General features: G+C 52.3%; 23 protein-coding genes. 12 read left to right on the top strand and 11 right to left on the bottom strand.

Going from position 1 to position 20845, the window contains the following annotated elements; all coding sequences use genetic code 11:
• The first annotated feature begins 24 nt into the window (after positions 1–24).
• Complete coding sequence (gene pgsA / locus IGQ16_RS11370) at positions 25–531, top strand: CDP-diacylglycerol--glycerol-3-phosphate 3-phosphatidyltransferase (RefSeq protein ID WP_297061602.1); 507 nt, start codon at positions 25–27, stop codon at positions 529–531.
• On the opposite strand, the gene IGQ16_RS11365 is transcribed toward pgsA, so the two are convergent.
• The gene (locus IGQ16_RS11365; protein WP_297061600.1) at positions 516–2171 is read right to left on the bottom strand and encodes an alpha/beta hydrolase; all 1656 of its coding nucleotides are present in this window, start codon (positions 2169–2171) and stop codon (positions 516–518) included. The genes pgsA and IGQ16_RS11365 overlap by 16 nt on opposite strands.
• Positions 2172–2391: 220 nt before the next feature.
• On the opposite strand from IGQ16_RS11365, the gene rpiA reads away from it, so the two are divergent.
• Complete coding sequence (gene rpiA / locus IGQ16_RS11360) at positions 2392–3099, top strand: ribose-5-phosphate isomerase RpiA (RefSeq protein WP_024124432.1); 708 nt, start codon at positions 2392–2394, stop codon at positions 3097–3099.
• A gap of 151 nt (positions 3100–3250) precedes the next feature.
• On the opposite strand, the gene IGQ16_RS11355 is transcribed toward rpiA, so the two are convergent.
• Genes IGQ16_RS11355 through IGQ16_RS11345 form a run of 3 tightly spaced genes read right to left on the bottom strand, consistent with a single transcriptional unit; the run spans position 3251 to position 7138 of the window.
• Complete coding sequence (locus tag IGQ16_RS11355; protein WP_024124433.1) at positions 3251–4183, bottom strand: 5'-nucleotidase; 933 nt, start codon at positions 4181–4183, stop codon at positions 3251–3253.
• The gene (locus IGQ16_RS11350) at positions 4167–6041 is read right to left on the bottom strand and encodes a tetratricopeptide repeat protein (RefSeq protein ID WP_297061598.1); all 1875 of its coding nucleotides are present in this window, start codon (positions 6039–6041) and stop codon (positions 4167–4169) included. Before IGQ16_RS11350 ends, IGQ16_RS11355 begins: the two co-directional genes overlap by 17 nt.
• A gap of 2 nt (positions 6042–6043) precedes the next feature.
• On the bottom strand, positions 6044–7138 hold the full coding sequence (locus IGQ16_RS11345) for a hypothetical protein (RefSeq protein ID WP_024124435.1): 1095 nt from the start codon (positions 7136–7138) through the stop codon (positions 6044–6046).
• Positions 7139–7403: 265 nt separating this feature from the next.
• Between IGQ16_RS11345 and IGQ16_RS11340 the strand changes: the two genes are divergently transcribed.
• A complete protein-coding gene (locus tag IGQ16_RS11340; RefSeq protein WP_297041945.1) occupies positions 7404–7901 on the top strand; it encodes an orange carotenoid protein N-terminal domain-containing protein in 498 nt (165 codons plus the stop codon).
• 78 nt (positions 7902–7979) lie between these two features.
• Positions 7980–8390 carry a nuclear transport factor 2 family protein gene (locus tag IGQ16_RS11335; RefSeq protein ID WP_297061596.1) on the top strand — a complete coding sequence of 137 codons (411 nt, stop codon included), beginning with the start codon at positions 7980–7982 and terminating at the stop codon, positions 8388–8390.
• Here the strand turns inward: IGQ16_RS11335 and IGQ16_RS11330 are convergent.
• The 3 genes from IGQ16_RS11330 to IGQ16_RS11320 all read right to left on the bottom strand — a co-directional run bounded on the left by IGQ16_RS11330 (position 8359) and on the right by IGQ16_RS11320 (position 10657).
• Positions 8359–8733, bottom strand: a complete 375-nt coding sequence (locus IGQ16_RS11330) for a hypothetical protein (protein WP_024124438.1) — start codon at positions 8731–8733, stop codon at positions 8359–8361. The genes IGQ16_RS11335 and IGQ16_RS11330 overlap by 32 nt on opposite strands.
• 111 nt (positions 8734–8844) lie before the next feature.
• Positions 8845–9363: a phosphohistidine phosphatase SixA gene (sixA, locus tag IGQ16_RS11325; protein ID WP_297061594.1), complete on the bottom strand. Its 519-nt coding sequence runs from the start codon at positions 9361–9363 to the stop codon at positions 8845–8847.
• Positions 9364–9397: 34 nt separating this feature from the next.
• On the bottom strand, positions 9398–10657 hold the full coding sequence (locus IGQ16_RS11320) for a bifunctional oligoribonuclease/PAP phosphatase NrnA (protein WP_024124440.1): 1260 nt from the start codon (positions 10655–10657) through the stop codon (positions 9398–9400).
• A gap of 113 nt (positions 10658–10770) precedes the next feature.
• On the opposite strand from IGQ16_RS11320, the gene IGQ16_RS11315 reads away from it, so the two are divergent.
• Positions 10771–11673, top strand: coding sequence for a ChaN family lipoprotein (locus IGQ16_RS11315; RefSeq protein WP_297061590.1), 903 nt, complete (start codon positions 10771–10773; stop codon positions 11671–11673).
• 6 nt (positions 11674–11679) lie between these two features.
• Here the strand turns inward: IGQ16_RS11315 and IGQ16_RS11310 are convergent, their stop codons facing one another.
• On the bottom strand, positions 11680–12360 hold the full coding sequence (locus IGQ16_RS11310) for a response regulator transcription factor (RefSeq protein WP_024124442.1): 681 nt from the start codon (positions 12358–12360) through the stop codon (positions 11680–11682).
• Positions 12361–12434: 74 nt separating this feature from the next.
• On the opposite strand from IGQ16_RS11310, the gene IGQ16_RS11305 reads away from it, so the two are divergent.
• Positions 12435–13184 carry a hypothetical protein gene (locus IGQ16_RS11305; RefSeq protein WP_024124443.1) on the top strand — a complete coding sequence of 250 codons (750 nt, stop codon included), beginning with the start codon at positions 12435–12437 and terminating at the stop codon, positions 13182–13184.
• A gap of 9 nt (positions 13185–13193) precedes the next feature.
• Here the strand turns inward: IGQ16_RS11305 and IGQ16_RS11300 are convergent, their stop codons facing one another.
• Positions 13194–13874, bottom strand: a complete 681-nt coding sequence (locus IGQ16_RS11300; RefSeq protein ID WP_297061588.1) for a hypothetical protein — start codon at positions 13872–13874, stop codon at positions 13194–13196.
• 765 nt (positions 13875–14639) lie between these two features.
• Between IGQ16_RS11300 and coaD the strand changes: the two genes are divergently transcribed.
• Both coaD and IGQ16_RS11290 read left to right on the top strand, forming a co-directional pair.
• Positions 14640–15146, top strand: a complete 507-nt coding sequence (gene coaD, locus IGQ16_RS11295) for a pantetheine-phosphate adenylyltransferase (protein ID WP_024124445.1) — start codon at positions 14640–14642, stop codon at positions 15144–15146.
• On the top strand, positions 15101–15733 hold the full coding sequence (locus IGQ16_RS11290; protein ID WP_297061585.1) for an ATP synthase F0 subunit B: 633 nt from the start codon (positions 15101–15103) through the stop codon (positions 15731–15733). Before coaD ends, IGQ16_RS11290 begins: the two co-directional genes overlap by 46 nt.
• A gap of 99 nt (positions 15734–15832) precedes the next feature.
• On the opposite strand, the gene IGQ16_RS11285 is transcribed toward IGQ16_RS11290, so the two are convergent.
• A complete protein-coding gene (locus IGQ16_RS11285) occupies positions 15833–16792 on the bottom strand; it encodes an alpha-E domain-containing protein (RefSeq protein ID WP_024124447.1) in 960 nt (319 codons plus the stop codon).
• A gap of 57 nt (positions 16793–16849) precedes the next feature.
• Here IGQ16_RS11285 and IGQ16_RS11280 point away from each other — a divergent pair, with 57 nt between their 5' ends.
• The 4 genes from IGQ16_RS11280 (at position 16850) to murQ (ending at position 20196) form a co-directional block, all read left to right on the top strand.
• Positions 16850–17182, top strand: coding sequence for a DUF565 domain-containing protein (locus IGQ16_RS11280; protein ID WP_024124448.1), 333 nt, complete (start codon positions 16850–16852; stop codon positions 17180–17182).
• Between the two features lie 431 nt (positions 17183–17613).
• Complete coding sequence (pdhA, locus tag IGQ16_RS11275) at positions 17614–18642, top strand: pyruvate dehydrogenase (acetyl-transferring) E1 component subunit alpha (protein WP_297061582.1); 1029 nt, start codon at positions 17614–17616, stop codon at positions 18640–18642.
• 58 nt (positions 18643–18700) lie between these two features.
• Positions 18701–19273: a hypothetical protein gene (locus tag IGQ16_RS11270; protein WP_024124450.1), complete on the top strand. Its 573-nt coding sequence runs from the start codon at positions 18701–18703 to the stop codon at positions 19271–19273.
• Positions 19270–20196 carry an N-acetylmuramic acid 6-phosphate etherase gene (gene murQ, locus IGQ16_RS11265; protein ID WP_024124451.1) on the top strand — a complete coding sequence of 309 codons (927 nt, stop codon included), beginning with the start codon at positions 19270–19272 and terminating at the stop codon, positions 20194–20196. The genes IGQ16_RS11270 and murQ overlap by 4 nt, the downstream gene beginning before the upstream one ends.
• On the opposite strand, the gene IGQ16_RS11260 is transcribed toward murQ, so the two are convergent.
• A complete protein-coding gene (locus tag IGQ16_RS11260) occupies positions 20193–20489 on the bottom strand; it encodes a hypothetical protein (RefSeq protein WP_024124452.1) in 297 nt (98 codons plus the stop codon). The two genes, murQ and IGQ16_RS11260, sit on opposite strands and share 4 nt — an antisense overlap.
• Positions 20490–20845: the final 356 nt, after the last annotated feature.

Here is a 20845-nt window from a genome sequence, read left to right as displayed (position 1 = left end):
CATGAGTTCAGCCTGTAAAGTGCCATGCCTGTGAACCTCGCCACCACGCTTACCTTTGCTCGCCTGTTGATCGTGTCCGTGATCCTAGGTTTGCTCTCCTTCAATGATGGAGCGGTCTACCGTTGGTGGGGGGTGAGTCTGTTTCTGGTGGCCGCCCTCACGGATTGGCTGGATGGCTACATTGCCCGCCGTTTCAATCAGGTGACGGATTTGGGCAAAGTGCTTGATCCGCTGGTGGATAAGCTGCTGATTCTTGTGCCTCTTTTGCTCTGTATTGAGTGGGCAGAGGTGCCTGCATGGTCAGTGGCGTTGATCCTCTTTCGGGAACTAGGAATTGCCAGCTGGCGGGTTCAGCAATCTCACATTCAGGGGGCGAACCTTTGGGGGAAAGCCAAAACCGTTAGCCAGATTGTGGCCGTGGCGTTGCTTCTGGCTCCCTTACCTCCTGCTTGGCAGGGGGGAATACTCATTGCTTATGGGGGGGCGATCGCCCTCACGCTGATTTCTGGAGCAGTTTATCTTTGCGGTTGAGCGCCAATGCGCCCCGCCAGCACTTCCTGTAACTGCTGCGGATTAATGCGATCGACCCAATAGGCTTGAAAGGTTGGCTGCGCCACTTGGCTAACAAACGTTTGACTCAAGAAGGGACGCAATTGCTCATTCTGTTGATTAAAGACTCCAAAGAAGGCTGCACTCACCCCCTTGAAAAAGGGCTGTGCCAACTGGGGATTCGGGCCAATGAGATCATTAGGTACTGGCAACACCCCCGCTTCGCTGACCCCTAGCGCCGAGAAGTGGGTACCGGGAACGAGCATGGCAAGATACTTGGGCTCGGCCTGCAACCATGTAAAGGGCAAAATCTGCTCCTCTAGCGGTGGCGCAAAGACATCTTTGCTACTGGAAACAATGAGCACAGGCACCTTGATATTGGCCATACCCCGTTCGCCAATCAGCATACTGCTCACTGGATTGACGGCAATCACAGATTTGACCCGTGGATCTACCAATGTAGAGGGCGCATCGGACAGACCGAGACTACGACATTGCAGAGGCAGGGAGATATTAAAGATAAAAAGATCATTCGCTGCTGCTAAACAGCGTTGCTTAACAGCATTCCAGTCAACGGTACCCCCCGCCGCCGCCAGTACCGTAAAGCCCCCCATTGAGTGACCAAAGAGACCAACATTCTTGGTGTCAATTTTCAGGGCAGGGTTTTTCTGAACCAAAGCGGCCACGGCATCTATCCCAAACTTTAAATCGAGGGGACGCTGCGCCCAGTCCTTCGGCAAGTTCTCGTAGTCGAGGGGTGCCCCTGAGAGGAAACTACCAACCCGACTGGCATCGGAACCGGGGTGAGTGACTGCTAAGACCGCCAGTCCATAACTGGCCAAGTGCTCTGCCAAGTAGGCAAAGGTCGTGCGGTCTGAGGCTAAACCATGGGAAATGACAATCAGGGGCGCAGGCGCCGTGATTCCTATTGGGACATAGAGATCTGCGGGAATGGCGCCCGTGGTGCGATTGGGATTGGTAAATGTCATGTTTTGCTTTTGCCACTGGAAGGGCCCCTTCTGGGCAGGATAAAGACCACTGGGCAGCGACGTTCTTGGCTGGAGTTGCGCCAAGCGTTCGATAAAGTCTTGCGCCCGCTGTTCTTGATTCACTGCACGGATAAAAGCGCCCACTGCCGTTAGGCCCAATTCACCATTGACTTTCACACTCTTGCCGGGAAAGGCCTGTAGCACTGAGAGTAAAGTAATGCCTGAGGGAGAGCTGGCGGCGGTTGTCAGAGCTTTCCCAAGAGCCTGGCCACCATTGACATCATTATCGGCATGGATGACTTGGCCGATACGCTCTAAAAAGCTTTGACCCAGGGGACTGTTGACAAATTGGCTGACGGTGGTGGGTTTCAAGTCCATGCGGGTGGTTAAGCCTTCCCGCAGGTTGGCCTGTTGATCACTGGGGAGCAACTGAATTAAAAGTTTGAGATCCGAGCTAGCCTGACCGGTTGCCGCAAATGTGGCAAGGTCGCTCACTTGAATGTTGAAGGTACCAAAGGGTGGATAAACAAGGCTAATTTGTTCGGCAGCAAGTCCAGTCTGTGTCCAAATGGTTGCAGCTGCCCCCAAGAGGGAGAACCACTGCCATTTTTTCTTTGTGGGCGCGATCGCCATTTCTAAAACACCTTTAATTCCTGCAACATTACTTACTGTATTATTTTGATCTACAAACCAGTTTAATCCTCGCTTTGACAATGAAACTGCAGCCTCAATCCACTCCACGAACGCGAGGATAAAAAAGTACAGGCGAGTCCTGCCCTACCTGACGAGTGCCCTGAGGGAGAGGTTCCATGCTGTGGTATCGTGCTTTTGGAAAAAATAAGGGAACCCGCCCATGAGTGATAATGCAATTCAACAGATGAAGCAAGCTGTTGCCAAAGCCGCCGCCGATCGCGTGGCGTCGGGAATGGTGGTGGGCTTGGGGACAGGGTCAACCACGGCCTTTGTTATTCAGTTTTTGGGCGATCGCCTGCGCAATGGAGAGCTCAGTAACATCGCCGGTGTGCCCACCTCGTTTCAAGCCTCTGTCTTGGCCAAAAAGCATGGCATTCCCCTCGTCACCCTCGATGATGTGGAGAAACTCGACATTGCCATTGATGGTGCCGATGAAGTAGATCCCGCCAAAAACCTGATCAAAGGGGGCGGGGCAGCCCATACCCGTGAAAAAATCGTTGATTCCCTGGCAGAGCAGTTCTTGGTGGTGGTGGATAGTAGTAAACTGGTGCAGCAATTGGGTTCCACCTTCCCCGTACCGGTGGAAGTCTTACCCTTTGCTATCACTCCTGTCACCCGTGCCCTGCAGGCCCTGGGGGGGCGGCCGGAACTACGGATGGGGGTCAAAAAAGACGGCCCAGTGGTCACAGATCAAGGGAACCTTGTCCTTGATGTCAAGTTTGATGATATTCCTAACCCCGCCGAACTGGAGAAAACAATTAACAACATTCCCGGCGTTGTCGAAAATGGTCTTTTTGTCAACCTTGCTGATGTGATTCTCATTGGCGAAATCCTGGATGGCCAACCCCATGTGCGGGAAATGCGCTAAGGCGAGGCCGCTTGTTCTCTGTCGTTCATCGGCGGTCAACAGCAGCTAGAAACGGAGTGTCTTGAGCCCAGCCGCTAACTGACAATCGGGAAATCACACCCCCACATCGTTCAAAATTCAAAATTGATGTTCAAAATTGATGCCATGGGCCTCAAGTCTGCCCATGATTGCGCACACCAAAGGGCACGTGCACAGAGGGAATTGCTCCTGCTGCCGATTCCAGGTGGGTCCGTTGATCGTCGAAGAAAATGTGGGGTTTGAGTTGCCGAAGAATGCGCACTTTCTCGATACCCCCTAGGAAAAAGGTTTCATCGGGCATGACTCCCCAACTGTTGAGTGTGGTTACCACCCGCTCACTGGCCAGGATATTGCGGGCAGTGACAATGGCAATTCGCAATAGCCTCCGATAGCTGGCATCCTGTTGCTCTTTGACCATCTCTAACTGTTGAAAGGCCGACAGTTTTTTGAAGAGATCACTCAAGGGGCCTGGATTGTGGGGAATATCGGCCTTTTGCAGTTCATGGGCTTGAAATTGCTCGAGATCCCCTTGGCGAAAGACCACTTCGGCCTCATCATCCGCCAGTACGCCATCAAAGTCAAAGGCAATCCGCAACTCGGCATCCTCTTCGTGATCGGTGATGGTGGAGGGAATGACCATGCCTGCAGGATAACCAGCCTCGATCGCCTGCTGCACATCCGTTGCATTTGCCGAAAGAAACAGAGACACATTAAAGGCAGGAATGTAGGGGTGGGGAGATTTTCCCCCTAAAAAGGCGGCGCGGGTGATATTGAGGCCGTAGTGTTGAATTGAATAGAAGACCCGCTGACCTGTGTCCGGATCATTTCTAGAGAGGAGCACCACCTCCACTGGCTCCTGTTCGGGATAGGCACGGTTGAGATTCAGAAAGCGGCGAATAAAAGGAAACGCCACCCCCTTCGGCAAGACATCATATTTCCTTTCTCGCTGAAATTGGCGGTACTTTTCGGTCCCTTCATTGCGAAAGACATCATCCGCCTCCCCCAAATCAAAGAGGGCACTGGAGGCCACCGCAATCACTAATTTCTTTTCAATTGGGTATCCCATTGCTGCGTGTTCGATAGTGGGATTGAAGGGCACTGCGCAGTTGAGCGATCGCCCCCGGCCAATCGCCGCGCCGGGGTTGACGAATGAGCTGTGCTGAAGGATACCAAGGCGATCGCGATCCCTGAGAGAACCACCGCCAATCTGCCACAAAGGGCAACAGAATCCACAGGGGTTTCCCCAGGGCACCCGCTAGATGGGCCACGGCTGTGTCAATGGTAACTACGGCATCTAACTGCTGGATCAAAAGCGCCGTATCCAGAAAGTCCCCCATATAGGGCTGGCAGTCAATCACCCCCGCCTGCCGTAGGGATTCACCCTCCGCCGGCGATCGCTCCTTTTGCAGGCTATACCATTGGACATCCAATTCCTGCAGCAGCGGCAGGAAGTACTCGAGGGGACAGGACCGCTGGGCTGTGGTGCAGGTTTGACTATGGCTGGCCCAAACCAGACCAATCCGCGGTTTGGCCACATTAAACATACTGTGGGGTCGGGGGGCGGGTAACTGAAAATAGGGACTGAACTTGGGAAAGTGCTCTTGATCGATGCCTAAGTAGCCAGGCAAACTCAACAGGGGGGTGTGGTAGTCAAACTCCGGCGGGATATCCTCAGTACTGATCACCTGAATAGCGGGCAGGGTTTGACAGAGGCGCATCAAGGGGGGGTAGGCAGCAAAAATCACCCGTTGGGCACGGCGGGCCAGCAAAGGCAGTAAGCGTGCAAACTGAATACAGTCCCCTAGGCCTTGTTCACTATAGACAAAGAGTGTTTTTCCCGCCAGAGACTGACCTCGCCAGCGGGGTTGGGGATAAGAACGCAATCCCCCCTTGGGCTGCTGCCAGCGCCACTCATATTCCTGCCATCCCTCCCGGAAATGTCCCAACATGAGCAGGACCAAGGCCAAATTGAGCCGCACCTCCACCGCTTGGGGGTCAAGGGCAACGGCTTGGCGAAAGTGAAGGAGGGCAGCTTGAGGATCGCCGCTTTCCAGAAGGGCTGTGGCCAACCCTGCTTGGGCTGCACTATTGAGGGGATCGACACTGAGACAACGTTGGTAATAACTAATTGCCGCTGCAAAGTCTCCTTGAGTAAGGCAAATTTGACCCAGTTGCAACAGCGCCTGGGGGTGCTTGTTATCCCGCAGCAGCACTTCTTGGTAGCGATCGCGAGCAGCGGCGAGGTTGCCCTGTAAATGGAGGGCGTAGCCCAGGTTGTAGTGGGCGGCTAAGAGTTCTGGATTGGCACCTAGGGCAGCTTGAAACTGCACAGCGGCGGCTGCATAGTTCTTCAGTTCTAAATAGGCACTGCCCAGATTGTTGTGGACATCCGCTTGACCCGGTTCAAGGTACAGTGACTGTTCATAGCAGGCAGTGGCTTCTGTGAGTTTGCCTTGGGCGTGCAGACAGAGTCCCAAGTTATAGAGGGTCGTGGGCAAGTCGGGATTCAAGGAGAGAGCCTTTTGGTAGCAGGCGATCGCTGCCTCAGTATCCCCCAAGTCCAGATAGGCATTTCCCAAGTTGCTATGGGCTTCTACCCACTCCGGCTTGACTTCAAGGGCACGTTGATAATGGGTAAGGGCAGCCGCCGGTTGCTGCAGCAAATCATGGAGAACGACTGCCAAGCGATAATGGGAAGGAGCATGCCACGGATCAAGGGCGATCGCCTGCTCGTAGGCTGTCCGCGCCTCAAGGGGCTGTGCCAGTTGTTCAGCAATTAACCCCAATAGATAATAGGCCTCTGGCTGCGGCGTCTGTTCAATAACTTGACGTGCACACTGCTGTGCTTTGCTCCAGTGCTGTTGTTGATACAGTTGCCAAGCCTTTTTTAGCAGCGAGGCAGTCCGCCACCCAAGGATACCCACGGCTATTGTGATGAGCAGTTATTCAAATAATAGGCAACAGCGGTGGCAATCGTAGAATTCCCGTTGAGATTCAAGGGGGTGGGGTCTTGGGGCGGCTGCGGTTCTATTCGCAGAAAATCCCAATGACCACCCAAAAACTCTTCATGGCTGAGGATTTGATGGTAGTGGTGTGCCTGTAATCCGGCTACCAAAAGGGGGCCTTCAGCAAAATCATCACGTCGAATCGTTGCCACCGGTACCCCCAAGCGACAGGCCTCGGCGTAGGTGCCATAGCCGGGCTTGGACACAACTCGACCACAGAGGGGCATCACATCCACCGGCCGCAGTTGACGACCACAGAGCTTCAGTAAGTTTGGCATATTCTCCGGCGCAGCTCCATCAAAAGTGAGAAACTGCCAATCGGGAAACGCCTTGAGGGCTTCGTAGGGAATGGCTTGCAAGCCCAAACCACCAAAGGTCAATAGAACCGTGCGATCGCGGGGGGTAGCAAGGCCAAGGCGCTGCCGCAACTCCTCTGGTTCAAAACGCGGTTCGGCTCCCGTCAGTCCCACCGGTTCCTTGCAGGGAAACGCATTGAGGGGCTCAGCAAAGGGCAGTTGAAACAGGCGATCGCACCCGCTATAAAGATCACTCACCCAATCCGCAATCTCAATAAAATCATCGCCAAAGGAGCGATAGATAAAATCCCAGCCAAAATTACTGGCCATCCAACAGGGCACCCCGGCTCCATGGGCGATCGCCACCGCCAACGGTGGAACATCTGCCAACACCAACTGCGCCCGATTCTGTTGAATAAAATCCACCTCCGCGCGGATTAACTCAGGGGCTGCCGCCTGCAGGGCCAAGAGCTTGGCACGGGTTGCGGTCAAATCCATGTGCAGACTATCGGCTTGTACAACCCCCAGATCAAGGGCACGGGGACGATGAATAAACTCCCCCTCCAGGTTTGCCTGCAACAACCAATAGGGAGCAGCCGTCACGATGAGCGGCAAAAGATCCGGCACTTGGCGGCGAATGGCATTCACGAGCGCCGTTGTCCGCGCCACATGACCAAAGCCATGATTGGTGATTGCCACGTAGAGAGCCGGTCGAGCCACTGGGGTGTTTTTACCAAAACCGATGCAATCTTAACATTTGTAACAACTCGCTAGTGGTATTCCCAGAGTCTTTTTTTGAATCACTCATTTCCCGCTGGGTACCTAGAATAGATTTACTCCAATCTATTCAAGCAATACATAAGATAGATTTATTGGTGGTATTTATGAATTTATGTTGCTTTCTATAAAGATATGTAACATACTATTGACTAGGAGGCAGAGATAACCATAGCAACACGCTAGATATTTAACATCTCTGAAGCATATGACCTACACCACCGATACTCGTTTCACTCCCTCAACACTCGCTACGGCCGTTCAAGAGGTCACCACGCTTTTCAACTGCCTGAGCGTCGATGACAAACTAGGACTCCTGTGGTTCCTCTACACTGAAACGGGTCGTTCAATTACAGCCGCCGCCCCTGGTACGGCTCGCCTACAGCTGGCGGAAGGGCTACTCAATCAGGTCAAAGCCCTCAGTTTTGATGAGCAACTCCAATTTATGCGTGACTTGGTGGCCAATGTGGACACCCCTCTCACCCGTGCCTACGGGGTCTTTAGCCCCAACACCAAGCTCGGCTTCTGGTACCAACTGGCAGAACTGATGAAACAGGGGTTTGTGGTACCTGTGCCCCCCGGTTATACCCTGAGCCGCGATGCTGATCGCGTGTTTGAGGCCATCAAAGCCCTTGACTTTGGTCAACAGATTACCGTCCTGCGGAATGCGGTGGTTGCCATGGGTGTGGATCCCCTTGCCGTCTAATTGAGATGCCATGGATTACGCTAGGGGGCAACTTGCTCCCTTTTTTTTCTCGATTCAAACCCCTGAGGACCTGAAAATATGACCCATCTTGTTCATTCCATTCCCGGTATTGATGAACCGACGCTGATTGCCTATTTTGCTGCCCTCAATGGTGAACGCTACGAGGATGTGGCTGGCCTGTTTGCTGAGGAGGGAGTGCTCTATCCACCCTTTGAGGATCCCATCATTGGCCGTGGGGCGATCGCCCACTATCTCCACCTGGAAGCCGTGGGTATGCGAGCAGAACCCCGCACAGGAGAACTACTGAGCACAGAGGGCACAGAACGTCGCTACCGCCTCATCGGTAAAGCTAAGCTCCCCCTCTTTAGTGTCAATGTCGCTTGGCAATTTGGCCTCAATCCTGAGAATCAAATCACGTTTGTGAAAGTGGATTTGCTAGCCACCTTGGAGGAACTCCTCAACTATCAGCCTCTGCGTCAGCAGCGCTAGGGCGACTGGAAAACACCTCGGACTCTAAGGCCTCTACGCGATCGCGCAAATTGTGGAGAATACCAGAATGACTCAGGCGTACCGCTGCTAACTGTTCCCGCAGACGATCGCAGTTCTCGGACAGTTGTTGGCGCAGATAAATCACTTCACGGCTGAGAGCATTGACTCGTCGCTCTAGATTCGCCACCCGTTCAGGCAAATGATTGGCTTGGGTATAAAATTTGCAAACAATATCAACAATTGCCGCCTCAAGGCTAGCCAATTGATGCTCCCGCTGATAGGCATACAGCCAACTGAGAACCTCTGGCGGTAAATGTTCTGTAATTGGCGACTCAGAATTCACGATTCTATCCTTTGGCAGGCAGTATTTCTATTTTGTTTTCTTTGTTTTCTATTTTGTCGCTTTAGGGAAAGTCGTGCGAGCGGGTCGAGGTATGGGAATAGACGCTTGTAGTCAGGCAAGGCCACGGCCACTGAGCAACAACTTGGGAGACGTCAGCCAAAAGAGTTGACTATTGCCAAGGGGATCAGTTTCTGGAATCTTCAAGCCAATGATGCCTGCCTTCTTGAGTTCGATGTGTCCCAAGGCTTTGCCACAGGTGAGAAGTTCTGCCCAGTGACTGAGATTGGGTTCATGACCCACCGCCATTAGGGCACCCGCATGTTCTTGACGCCAGTGGCTGAGCCAACGGAGCCATTCTTGCAGGCTGCCACTCGGAGCCAGTAGGTCAGAAATTATCAGCTCGGGAGCAACCCCCACTTCAAGGAGAATTTCTGCCGTTTGCCGTGCCCGCACCAGTGGGGAGGAGAGGATGAGTTCTGCCTCAATGCCTAAATCGAGTAACCGCCGCGCAATCTGCTGGGTTTTCTTTTTGCCTTTGGCCGTTAGGGGGCGATCGCTATCACTGCCTGCAAACATGTCCCGTTCGACCGCAAGGCCGTGGCGGAAAAAAAAGACTGTTAGCTCCGTCATAAAGACCTAAAAGTTGACGACTGCGAACAGTGCCTCACTCCGTGCCGTGGAGGACATTGTTCTTGGGATTGACGAGGTGGAGGAGCTTCTGCTTAATCTGGGTATCGTAAACGCTCCACTTGAGTTTAGCGTATTCTGGATTCTCATTGAGCCCCGACAAGAAGCCCACGGGAATTTCAAAACCGCCAGCTTGGGAGCGACCACCACCAAAGAAGCGGCCCTGACTATCCTTACCAAAGGCCTCCTTGATAAACTCATCGGGGTCAAGGGTAATTTTTGTCGTGCGCAGCGAGCCAATAATCAGTTCTACCTCTTCATCTTCGTCGTGGACAAGGCCATAAACAACGGCGGTGTGGACGTTCTCCTCGGTTACCAGAAAATCTGCTGCTTGGGGAATGGCATCGCGGTCTTCGTAGCGGATGTAACCCACGCCAGATATTGAGAAATTGTTGTGAATAGAGCGGTTTTTCAGCGATCGCTCGATGACATCCATCACCTGCTTCGAGCGGTGGGACTGCAAAATGGTGTTCAGCAGTTGATAGTCAATGAAGCGACTCAAAAAGGCCGCTGCTAGAAAGTCCTCTTCTTTGGCTTGTTTGAGGCAATCGGTGTCGGAGCGCAGACCATGCATCAGAGCTGTGGCACATTTCACATGGACTGGGTTGCTACTATCGAGAGTGAGGAGCCCTGCTTGCAGGTATTGGGTAAAGATAGTGGCGGTGGCGCGGGTCGTTGGCCGAATATCTGTAAACTCGGCTTGAATAGTTTCTTGGAGACTGTGGTGATCAATAATGGCGATCGCTGGCAGCCTGGCCTCCTGCACCAGAGGGAGCAATTGGCTGGTGGTGCCTTGGTTATCAATGAGGACATAGCCCTGGTAGCAGCTACAGTCCCGCTGCTCTTTATTTTTAGTTCCCTGCACAGACCAGCGCACTAGGGGCATCCCCGTCAGCCGCGCTAGGGTAATATTCTCCTGATGGCTGAGGGCACCGGCGTAGGCAATATCGCACTGAATCTCAAATTGCTCAGCAATCAGCTTATAGGTCCATGCCGACGAGAGGGCATCTGGGTCAGGAAAGTCTTGGAGAATAATCAACTGACGCGTCCCGCGATGGCGTTCCAGCATTTGCCGTAGGGCCTCAGCACGGGGGTCACTCAAGCGAACTTCTGCCTTCACTAAATCCGTTTTACTCGTGTCTGCTTTCACCAGTGCGTTACCATTCAGTTCAAGGTGTGTCGCCTCAACGTCACTGGGAGCAGATTCACTGACTTCAACTGGATAGGGAGAGTGCATAGTTGTTTCAGCGTTGGATAACAGGGTTGAACCCAATGGGGAACGCCCAGAAGAGAATTGTCGTCACTATACTGTCAACGACTCTATCTCGATCTTGGCAGATATTTTACCGTTTGGCATCCCCCCTTGGACAGCGGTTGTGGCAGTGGCGATCGCTCCCTCCCTGGCAGCCTTTAGTCTTCACTCTGGCGATCGCCCTCTTTTTCGCAGGAACCCCCAGCGGCAAAGCGCAGCAGGTGTGGCGAGGCACCGAAGCAGTCACCCTACAGCGAGCCTATGGGGAGTGGCAGCGGCAGCACATCCTCTACCTCGGTGAAACCCATGACAGCGTTGCTGATCATGCGGCACAGTTGTTGATTTTGCAGGAATTGCAGCGGCGGCGCCCCCTGGCGATCGCCCTAGAAATGATTCAGCGTCCTTTTCAAGCCGCCCTGGATGCCTACATTGGCGGTGAAATCACAGAGATGGAATTGCTGGCGCAAACCCAATATGCCCAGCGCTGGGGCTTTCCTTGGTCGCTGTATGCACCGATTTTTCGCTTTGCCAAGGAGCAGCAGATTCCCCTAATTGCCTTGAATACACCCACCGAAGTCACTCGCCAAGTGGCACGCCAAGGCCTAGAGAGCCTAGGGGAAGAGGATTTTCGCTATATTCCGCCCCTGGCAGATATTGACTTGAGTAACACCGCCTATCGCGATCGCCTGCAGGAGATTTTTATTGCTGCCCATGAAGGGGTAAGCCACAGTATGAATTTTGACTTCTTTTACCAAGCCCAAGTCCTTTGGGATGAAACCATGGCCAAAGTCGTTGCTAAACATCATCAGCAGCATCCCGATCGCCTGATTGTGGTGCTGACCGGGCGGGGTCATGTTTATTTTGGGGATGGCATTCCCCAACGGGTACAGCGACGGCTTTCCCCCAACCTGCGCCAAGCAATTATCCTCCTGAATCCGACAGCAACCGAAAAAGCCAAACCCGGCATTGCCGACTGGTTCTGGCAAAATGATCCACCCTAGCCTCTCCTAGTCAGCTAGGCCATGTTCAAGGGCAAAGCGCACGAGTTCTGTGCGGCTACTAGTACCCGTTTTCACAAAAAGGCGACTGACGTACTTTTCAATATTGCGAACACTGGTATTTAGTTGGCTAGCAATTTCCTTATTCATCAGACCCTTAACCACCAGTTGCAGGACACTGGCTTCACGGGGGGTGAGCTCCAGTTGAATCGGGGGAGCAGTAGGATAGCCTTTGCCCCGTTGGAGGAGCATTGCCCGCAGTTCAGCAATTTGTTGGGCTAGGTTAGCCAGATTGGGTTCTGCCTCATCCCGGGCAGCCGCTTGCCGGCGCAGCAGATTTTTAATAATGGCCACCAGTTCCTCGGGGTCAAAGGGTTTGGCCAGGTAAGCATCACAGCCAGCATCATAGCCTTGGATGCGATCGCGCGTCATGCCCCGCGCTGTGAGGAAGATGACGGGAATATGGTTGAGATGGGGCTGTTGGCGCACCTTTTCCAAGAAGGCATAGCCATCCATGTGCGGCATCATAATGTCCGTAATCATCAGGTCGGGTACATTGGTTTCTAGGTACTCTAGGGCAGCTTGGCCATTGGCCACTGCTGTCACCTCAAAGCCACTGTCCTCTAAATAGGCTGTCACTGCCTCGCGTACCCCTGGTTCATCATCCACTAGCAGTAATTTTGCTGTCATTGGCTATCTCCTGCGCCCGTAGGACTTCACTTTATGCTCTAACATAATTGGCAGTATCTAGGTGGAAGGATTGAATGGCGATTATTGTGCTGCGGGCATGGTACCTACCGCAGTATGAACCCCTCGAACAGCTCGAGCAACGCCCCCACGATTTACGGCTCAACAAGAGTAGCCTACTGAAAACGGCCCTGCGGGCTGACTTTCTTGATGACTTGGAAACAGTCCAGCGTTCGGAGTGGTTTCAACGCTATCGCCTCGGCGAAACGGTGGAATTTTATATTGAGGGCAGTGGTAGCTATACGATCGCTAACATTGATATTCTCAGTCATGAAATCTACTTCATCAAGAGCGATCGCCAGGCTTACTTAGAACCGATTCTCTTTTTCAGTGCCGCAGATAGCTCCAGTAGTGACGAGATTCGCACAGCTCTCAAAGCATTTGTGGCCAATACCCCCAGCCGCTTCCCCTTAGCACTGGTCGAAAGTCCACGCTCAGCCACTGCCCCTCTGCATCTCGATAGTCCTGTGATCAGCCAATTGCGTCGCTCGCTCCTGTTTATTGCCGATGGTACAGCAGTTGAAAATGGCCACTTGCCCACCCTGATTGCCCTGGAATTAGGCTACGCCCTTGCCAGTAAGCGGCGCAATCAAATCCTTGTTATTCAGCAGGAGCACCCAAGCCAGCGGGCACTTCTACCCATTGAAGTTCCCAGTCGTCAGCGTTTTGTCTATGACACTCCCCAAACGCTAAATGCAAACTTGGCAACTGTACTGCAAAGACTTTTAGAACCCTTTGACCTCTTTCGAGGGGAATCCCTCAGATAATTGCTGCTATCAATGAACCAGATTGTAGAACAAGTAGCAAGGAATCCCCGCTTCTAAAAGAAGGCGAGGAAGAATTGGCAGCACCCGACAGCAATGCTGAATGAAATTATGAATCCACTGTTTCAGGGTTTCTGCCTCCTGGTTAGTGAGCAGCTGGTCACAGGGTCTAAAGTCACGGTTGTGGAACTGCTCCACTTGAATTTTTGCCAGCCAGCTTTCACGGGGACGGGTCAGCAACCAATAGTTGGTGACAATCATTTTCCCTAGGTAGCGCACTGCCACTTCTGTAATGCGTCGAAAGAGCTCATAGTATTCGGAGAGCGTGGTGGCTTCTTGGTTGGCGGGAGGAGCAGGACGTTTGTTGTCTGTGTTAGCCAGTTCGCTAAAGAAGGATAACAGCTCTGTAATCGCATTCTGGGACACTGGCAGGTCAAGACCCACGAGATCAAAAATTCTTTGCTCAATGTGTTGTAGCTGAAGGGTTTGATGCGGGTCACTAGCTTTTATTTTTTGATGCAAATTGATAAGAAATTCTAATTGATTAAGCTGTGGATATGTTAAGTGGTTGAAGTTGATGTAGCGATCTAGATCCTCCTCATTATTGATCTTGCGTGGAGAGCGATCGCAACCCCCATAGGAGAGAATCGCAGGATGCTCTGCTAGTAAGCGCCGCACATAGTACCGAGTCATGGGAGAAATTTGCATAGCAGGAACCCTCAAAGTCAGGACAGTACAGAGGAACGAAAAGCAAAGACGCAGGTGACATGAACATGGTTTCAGGTGTGCAAGGGGTAAGTGAATGATGAATACATAGTACCTATCCTAACAAATCCAGAGGTTAGGGGAGTAAAAATTAGTAGAAATTAAAAAATATCTTTAAAAAATAATTGCTACCCTCAGGGAAATGCCAGCCACTTCAGGTTTACAAGTAAACCTAAGGCATTGAAGTTAACTTAAGCTAAGCTTAAATTGAAGGAAAACCCAACTCCATTGGATGAAGTATGCTTCTTTTATAAGGTCTGAAATCTGATATCGTCAAGTATTCAGGGATACAAATAGTTTTTTGTGTAAATGCCCTGCAGCATAGCCACTACGTGGCACCGTAAAATTTAATAAACCATTTACAAATTTACACATTGAGTCTGAACTTGGGAGCCAAGGCCACAAATATTGCTTATAGGCCTGTAACAATTATTTGTTTTTTTATATTCTGATTACAATTCTTTACATCAATTTTATTGATTGCAGCAGCTCCATGTCTGTAGGCGGGTGGGGATCATTTATCGCTCTTGCTTCCAGGGTTGATTAGCAAAGATACTGTCCTTTTCAGAGAATTTCTAGGGCGATCGCCGATGGTCTGCTGATCCAGCGATGGCATGCGCTGTTCCGAGAAATCAGCGATGATCGTCTTACCCTTGATGCTGTTTAACCTTTCATCTCCTTATTGAACCGCCTATGCTTGCTGTTTATCCCGGAAGTTTTGATCCCATTACCCTAGGCCACTTGGATATTATTGAGCGGGGCGCTCGTCTCTTTAGCGAGGTCATTGTGGCGATCGCCCACAACCCTCAGAAAAAAGCCCTCTTTAGCGTCAGCCAACGGATCAAGCAAGTACAGGCGGCTACCAGCCACTTAAAAAATGTGCGGGTGGATACGTTTGATGGCCTGACCGTTGAGTACGCGCGATCCCAAGAGGCAAAGGTTCTTCTGCGGGGGCTACGGGTTCTGTCGGACTTTGAATACGAGCTTCAGATGTCCCACACCAATAAAAGCCTTTGGCCAGAGATTGAGACTGTGTTCCTCACCACGTCCAATGAGTATAGTTTCTTAAGTAGTAGCTTAGTAAAAGAAATTGCCCGATTTGGCGGTAATGTTCGTCATCTTGTACCAGCCAGTGTTGCAAAGGATTTAGAAGCATGCTTTACTCAAACACCAATCCCATCTCAACGACCGCCGGAGTAAAAGAAGCCCTTGATGTCCCTGCTCCTGCGCTGCAACTCCTGCAACAACTACAAAAACTGGAAGAACTCCTGATTCTTGAAGGAACGAAGATTCCGCTGACAGGGCGCAAACTCATTGATGAAGAGCAGCTCCTTAACCAGCTTGCCCACATTGAACAGGCGATCCCCGAATCAGTGAAGGCCGCGCAACAGATTCTCAATCAGCGTGATAAGATCATCGAGCGCGCCCAGCACCGCGCCCAAGAAATTCTTCGCGCCGCAGAGCAACGTGCTGCCCAAATAACTGATGAACTGCGGATTCGCCAGCAGGCAGAACTAGAAGCTCAGAAAATTCGCCAGCAGGTGCAGCAAGAGGTGGAATTGATGCGCCAGCGCGCGCTCGAGGAAATCAATCTGCTACGGCAAAATACAGAAAAAGAACTAGCCCATCTGCGCCAACTGACCCGCCATGAATGTCAGGAGCGACAACAAGAAGCGGACGCCTATGCCGATCGCACCCTTGCGGAAATGGAACGGCAACTCAAGGAAATGCTAGCGGTGATTCAAAACGGGCGCCAATACCTCAAGCAGCACCAAGCCCACCATTAACCCTAGGAAATTCTCCAACGTCAGTTTGTCAGTGCTTGGATCAGGGGGGCGATCGCCCAGGAACCCATACGGCCACCTAGACCCAAGGGAATTCTCACACTAACGGGCTTTCACAGGCTCTAAGGTAAAGAACGTTTGAAAAATTTGCGTATCCACCTCATTCATTTGCTGCTGCAAGTAATCGAGGAACTCGTGCATGCCTTGACTAATAATTTCATCAATTGTCAAATAGTCCAGTTGCGATCGCAGGCGTCCCAGTTGGCGTTCCACAGGCTGGTGCCAACTCCCCAAGGGAGTCCCTGTAATCCTGTAGAGGGATTTTTCCACCTGCAACAGACAAAAGCGAATCGCACGCGGAAACTCGTCATCGAGAATCAAAAACTCTGCTACCCCTGCGGGTGTAATCCGATGGGAACGGCGTTTACGGTACATCTCATAGGCACTGGCAGATTTCAGGAGCGCAATCCAGCCCAACTCATCAATGGGCGTGCCCACATCTTCCACCGAGGGCAACAGCAAATAGTATTTCACATCGAGAATCCGCGAGGTTTTATCGGCTCGCTCCAGTAACCGTCCCATTTGGCCAAAGTGCCACGCTTCATTGTGGCTCATAGTGCTGTCCATCACGCCAGCAAAAAGGTGACTGGCCTGTTTCACTTGTGCCAAAAAGCTGGCAATCTCTAAGCCCTCAGGGGCTTTAGCCGCCTCGCGCACCATTGTGTAGAAGGCATTCACCTGCTGCCACATTTCTGAGGAAATCACCTCGCGAATGGATGTGGCATTCTCCCGTGCCGCCCGCAAACACGAGATGATGGAGTTGGGGTAGGTGGTGTCAAAGGTGAGGAACTGAATCACATTTTCAGCCGTAGCAGTGCCGTAGTGCTTCTGAAAAAAGGGCAAATCCCCCGTTGTTAACACGAGGGGATCCCATTGACTGGAAAGACTCGTGGGCAGATCTAGCAGCATATTCAAGTTGACATCAACAAAACGAGCAATATTCTCTGCCCGCTCAATGTAGCGATTTAACCAATACACCGCATCGGCAACACGACTTAACATATACTGGCAAGCATTCACTCTCTGCCCACTCTAGCAACCTTTGCCAGTCTTGAGTATATGCAGCGAACCCGTCTTAATACCCTGCTCGATCGTCTGGGCGCTGGGATTCAGGAGCAGTTAAAAAATCCGTGGCGACGGCTAGCGACACTGAGTATTGCCTTTCTTTTTGGGGTGTTCTTGGGCTTGGCAATTTCCTCTAGTGCGGGTCAACTGGGCTATTTAGATATTGTTGCCTCGACCATCGTGGCGATCGTTGCCGAAGTGATTAGTGCTGTGTTCTATGGCGATCGCTGGAAACTGCGGCAAACCCTCTTTGGCGAAATGCTCAATGCCCTGAAGTTTGGTTTGCTCTATGGCTTGTTCCTCGTTGCCTTCCTGCTGGGAAGTTAGTTGCTGATGCAATTGGGGATACCTGAATGAGCATCGCTGCAATTTTGACTGCGATTCCCGACCAGGAACCGCCAGAAGACCTGGAAGCGCTCATTGCAGCGGCGGAAACGGGAGACGGGCCAGTTGCATCCTAGAAAGCCCATGGCACGATCTGGATTGATGGCTGCTGCCCATAGCTCACCTTTCTTTGGAGTTTCTTTGGAGCTGCCGCAACCAAGAGCCTTGGCGATTTCTCTAGCACTGCGATCTACGGGACTTGTGAGCCAACCGGCAAGGGGCAGGAATACCTATTACTGTGATTAGGAAAGGCTGGAATTCCCTTGTTACTCCCCTATTTAAGAAAAAGGCTGTAATTTGAGTACAATAGTGGGGTGCCAAGGGCAGCTTGCCCTGTTGGTATGGCGTTTACCCTCAGTTAATCACTGCCTGCTATGGTTCAAGAGCGTAGTCTGCCCTCTTTGTCCATTCCCCAAACGACCATTACCCGTGAGCAGGGGTTAATGCTCTATGAGGATATGGTACTGGGGCGCACCTTTGAAGATAAGTGTGCCGAAATGTACTATCGGGGGCGGATGTTTGGCTTTGTGCACCTCTACAACGGTCAAGAAGCTGTCTCTACGGGCGTGATCAAGGCCTTGCGTCCCGATGACTACGTCTGCAGTACCTATCGCGATCACGTCCATGCCCTGAGTGCCGGTGTGCCTGCCCGTGAAGTGATGGCTGAACTCTTTGGCAAGGCCACAGGGTGTAGCAAAGGCCGCGGCGGCTCAATGCACCTGTTTTCTGCCAAGCATAATTTCTTGGGGGGCTTTGCCTTTGTTGCTGAAGGGATTCCTGTGGCTATGGGGGCTGCCTTTCAGACAATGTATCGCCGTCAAGTGATGGGCGATGCCAAAGCTGATCAGGTCACCGCTTGCTTCTTTGGCGATGGGGCCAGCAATAATGGCCAGTTCTTTGAGTGCTTGAATATGGCATCACTCTGGAAATTGCCGATTCTCTTCGTTGTAGAAAATAACAAGTGGGCGATCGGCATGGCCCATGAGCGTGCCAGTTCGGAAACAGAAATCTACAAGAAGGCCAAGGTCTTTGGCATGGTGGGTGAGGAAGTAGATGGTATGGATGTGTTGGCGATGCGTACAGTAGCTGAGGCGGCGATCGCCCGTGCCCGTGCCGGTGAAGGCCCCACCCTTATTGAAGCTTTGACGTATCGTTTCCGGGGTCACTCCCTTGCGGATCCCGATGAACTGCGCTCCAAGGAAGAGAAAGAGTTTTGGCTGAAGCGGGATCCTATCAAGAAGCTGGGGGCCTACCTCGTGGAGCAAGAACTCGCCACTAGCGAAGACCTGCGGGCGATTGAGCAAAAAGTACAGGGGATTGTGGAGGATGCTGTGACCTTTGCCGAGGAAAGTCCGGAGCCTCAGCCTGAAGAACTCTATGACTATGTCTTTGCAGATGAGTAATTGCGGCTCAATTCGGTTGACCACATTACAATAGAAAAAACTCTCCTAGAGCATTGGCATGCTGTTGACGCCTCACCTCCTATTTGCTTGGCTGGATGGTCTTTGGGATGGGATATTCTCCACCCAAGGAATTATGATCCTGCTGCTGATGGGCTATGCAGGGGCAATGTGGCTCTTTTTGTCCAGTGCTCCCACGGTTTACACCATCATGGTCTCGGATCTAGAGCACGCACGACAGTTCTATGAGCAGGAGTTGGGTTTACCCATTGCCGATGTGCCCCTACACTACTACTACAACTATGAGCAAACCCTTGGCGTGGCCTCGATGGATCCCCTCTATGTGCCCTCGGCCCTGAGCTACAGCAGTCCAAAGCGCCCCAGTCCCAGTGATGGTTTGTGGTACCAACTCAAGAAAAATACCCAACTCCATGTCATTAGGGGTGCTAGCAAGGGGGAACGCAATCGCCAGCGCCATCTCTGCTTTGACCGTGAGTGCCTTGAACTCCTGTTGTTGCGGATTCAGCGGCGGCAACTACGCTACAAAATGCGGAGCGATCGCCCCCTCAATTTCCTTGTGAAGGACTACGACGGCACTGTGATTGAAATGGCAGAAATTTCGGCGCGGCCATGACAAATCTCCAAGAACTCCCCAGTCGTGGCCATCTCTTGACAGAGCAGATCAATCCCGCCAGTCAAAACCTCGATCAGCTCACCCCCCTGGAACTCGTTGATCTTTTTAATCGGGAAGATGCCCAGACCCTGCGGGCGATCGCCCAAGCCCGCGAGGCCTTAGCCCAAACCATTAGTGCCACAGCAGCCCGCCTCCGCCAAGGGGGACGGCTTTTTTACATTGGTGCTGGCACCAGTGGTCGTTTGGGGGTTTTGGATGCTGCGGAATGTCCACCCACCTTTTGTACACCGCCCCATTTGGTTCAAGGTATTCTCGCTGGGGGTGACGCAGCCCTGGTGCGCAGTTCCGAAGGGCTGGAGGATCGCTACGAAGACGGTGCGGCCGTGGTGGGCGATCGCCAGATCACGGCTCAAGATGTGGTAATTGGCATTACCGCTGGCGGCACAACTCCCTATGTCCATGGAGCACTGGATGCTGCCCAAGGGGTGGGGGCGCTGACTGTGTTTATGGCCTGCGTTCCCGTAGAACAAGTGCAGCGCAGGGCTGACATTGATATTCGCCTGTTAGTGGGGCCTGAACTTCTTGCTGGATCCACCCGCTTGAAGGCGGGTACCGCAACAAAAATGGCACTGAATATCATTTCCACAGGGGTGATGGTGCAGTTGGGCAAAGTCTATGGCAACCGCATGGTAGATGTGGCCGTCACCAATCGTAAACTTCTGGATCGTGCCCTGCGGATTCTCACTGATCTCACAGGAATTGATCGCGCAGCGGCAGCGGCGCTTCTCGAGCGCAGTGGCTACCAAGTGAAGCGTGCCCTGCTCATGCACTGGACAGGCCTGGATGCCGTTGCTGCCCAAGCCCTACTGGCGCAACATAATGGCCAACTGCACGCGGCCAGAGGTGCTGCCCTTGACCCCTAGATGCCCACTTTGAAGCCGAAACCACGACCGTTGCGGGGTTCCTCAAACTGCCTGTACACCCTGGGTTCTGGGCGGGCAGGCACAGGGGAAATCTCTAGGCTGTTTTCAATCTCCGCCATACTACTTACAGGCTGGACGGCATTGGGACTTGCCCCAGGATTGGGGGCCGATTGCAGTGCCGATCGCAACTCGGGACTCACTCGAATCGTGCCAATGGCAGCAGAATCAGCAAAGGCAGGTAAAGCACTCAGCATACTGGCAACAATCGCCCAGGTGAGGGTGGAAAGACGCATAGGGAGAGACCTCAAAGGGGGTAAAACTAGGTATTTATAACCCCTAACTGCGTTGGGAGCATTCTCTATGTGCTCTATTTTAGCGATTGGGTAGGAAGCCTTGCGCCTTACGGTTGACGCAGCCTCGCTGAGTGTCGGGATGAAAGCCGTGCTGGCTGCGTGGAGTACTGCTAGCTACATGTGCGCAGCAGTAAGCAATCTCTGTTGCTGAAGGTGTCTTAGTTTTCGATGTATTTTCATAGGGTTAATACCGTGACACCTCCCCATGACGCAGTGAAATGCAACTCATACCAAAGCACATTTTTCCACTAGAGCTGATTGATTAATGGGGTAACCCCTATGAGACAGGGGGCGGT

It is taken from the genome of Thermosynechococcus sp. M3746_W2019_013, assembly GCF_015296045.1.
In the GTDB taxonomy this organism is placed as follows: Bacteria; Cyanobacteriota; Cyanobacteriia; order Thermosynechococcales; family Thermosynechococcaceae; genus Thermosynechococcus.
This window is presented reverse-complemented; position numbering and strand designations above follow the sequence as displayed.

Bases quoted from the DNA above. Each gene is read 5' to 3' on its own strand.
- pgsA (WP_297061602.1), top strand. From the start codon at position 25: ATGCCTGTGAACCTCGCCACCACGCTTACCTTTGCTCGCCTGTTGATC.
- IGQ16_RS11365 (WP_297061600.1), bottom strand. From the start codon at position 2,171: ATGGCGATCGCGCCCACAAAGAAAAAATGGCAGTGGTTCTCCCTCTTG.
- rpiA (WP_024124432.1), top strand. From the start codon at position 2,392: ATGAGTGATAATGCAATTCAACAGATGAAGCAAGCTGTTGCCAAAGCC.
- IGQ16_RS11355 (WP_024124433.1), bottom strand. From the start codon at position 4,183: ATGGGATACCCAATTGAAAAGAAATTAGTGATTGCGGTGGCCTCCAGT.
- IGQ16_RS11340 (WP_297041945.1), top strand. From the start codon at position 7,404: ATGACCTACACCACCGATACTCGTTTCACTCCCTCAACACTCGCTACG.
- IGQ16_RS11335 (WP_297061596.1), top strand. From the start codon at position 7,980: ATGACCCATCTTGTTCATTCCATTCCCGGTATTGATGAACCGACGCTG.
- sixA (WP_297061594.1), bottom strand. From the start codon at position 9,363: ATGACGGAGCTAACAGTCTTTTTTTTCCGCCACGGCCTTGCGGTCGAA.
- IGQ16_RS11320 (WP_024124440.1), bottom strand. From the start codon at position 10,657: ATGCACTCTCCCTATCCAGTTGAAGTCAGTGAATCTGCTCCCAGTGAC.
- IGQ16_RS11310 (WP_024124442.1), bottom strand. From the start codon at position 12,360: ATGACAGCAAAATTACTGCTAGTGGATGATGAACCAGGGGTACGCGAG.
- IGQ16_RS11305 (WP_024124443.1), top strand. From the start codon at position 12,435: ATGGCGATTATTGTGCTGCGGGCATGGTACCTACCGCAGTATGAACCC.
- IGQ16_RS11300 (WP_297061588.1), bottom strand. From the start codon at position 13,874: ATGACTCGGTACTATGTGCGGCGCTTACTAGCAGAGCATCCTGCGATT.
- coaD (WP_024124445.1), top strand. From the start codon at position 14,640: ATGCTTGCTGTTTATCCCGGAAGTTTTGATCCCATTACCCTAGGCCAC.
- IGQ16_RS11290 (WP_297061585.1), top strand. From the start codon at position 15,101: ATGCTTTACTCAAACACCAATCCCATCTCAACGACCGCCGGAGTAAAA.
- IGQ16_RS11285 (WP_024124447.1), bottom strand. From the start codon at position 16,792: ATGTTAAGTCGTGTTGCCGATGCGGTGTATTGGTTAAATCGCTACATT.
- IGQ16_RS11280 (WP_024124448.1), top strand. From the start codon at position 16,850: ATGCAGCGAACCCGTCTTAATACCCTGCTCGATCGTCTGGGCGCTGGG.
- pdhA (WP_297061582.1), top strand. From the start codon at position 17,614: ATGGTTCAAGAGCGTAGTCTGCCCTCTTTGTCCATTCCCCAAACGACC.
- IGQ16_RS11270 (WP_024124450.1), top strand. From the start codon at position 18,701: ATGCTGTTGACGCCTCACCTCCTATTTGCTTGGCTGGATGGTCTTTGG.
- murQ (WP_024124451.1), top strand. From the start codon at position 19,270: ATGACAAATCTCCAAGAACTCCCCAGTCGTGGCCATCTCTTGACAGAG.
- IGQ16_RS11260 (WP_024124452.1), bottom strand. From the start codon at position 20,489: ATGCGTCTTTCCACCCTCACCTGGGCGATTGTTGCCAGTATGCTGAGT.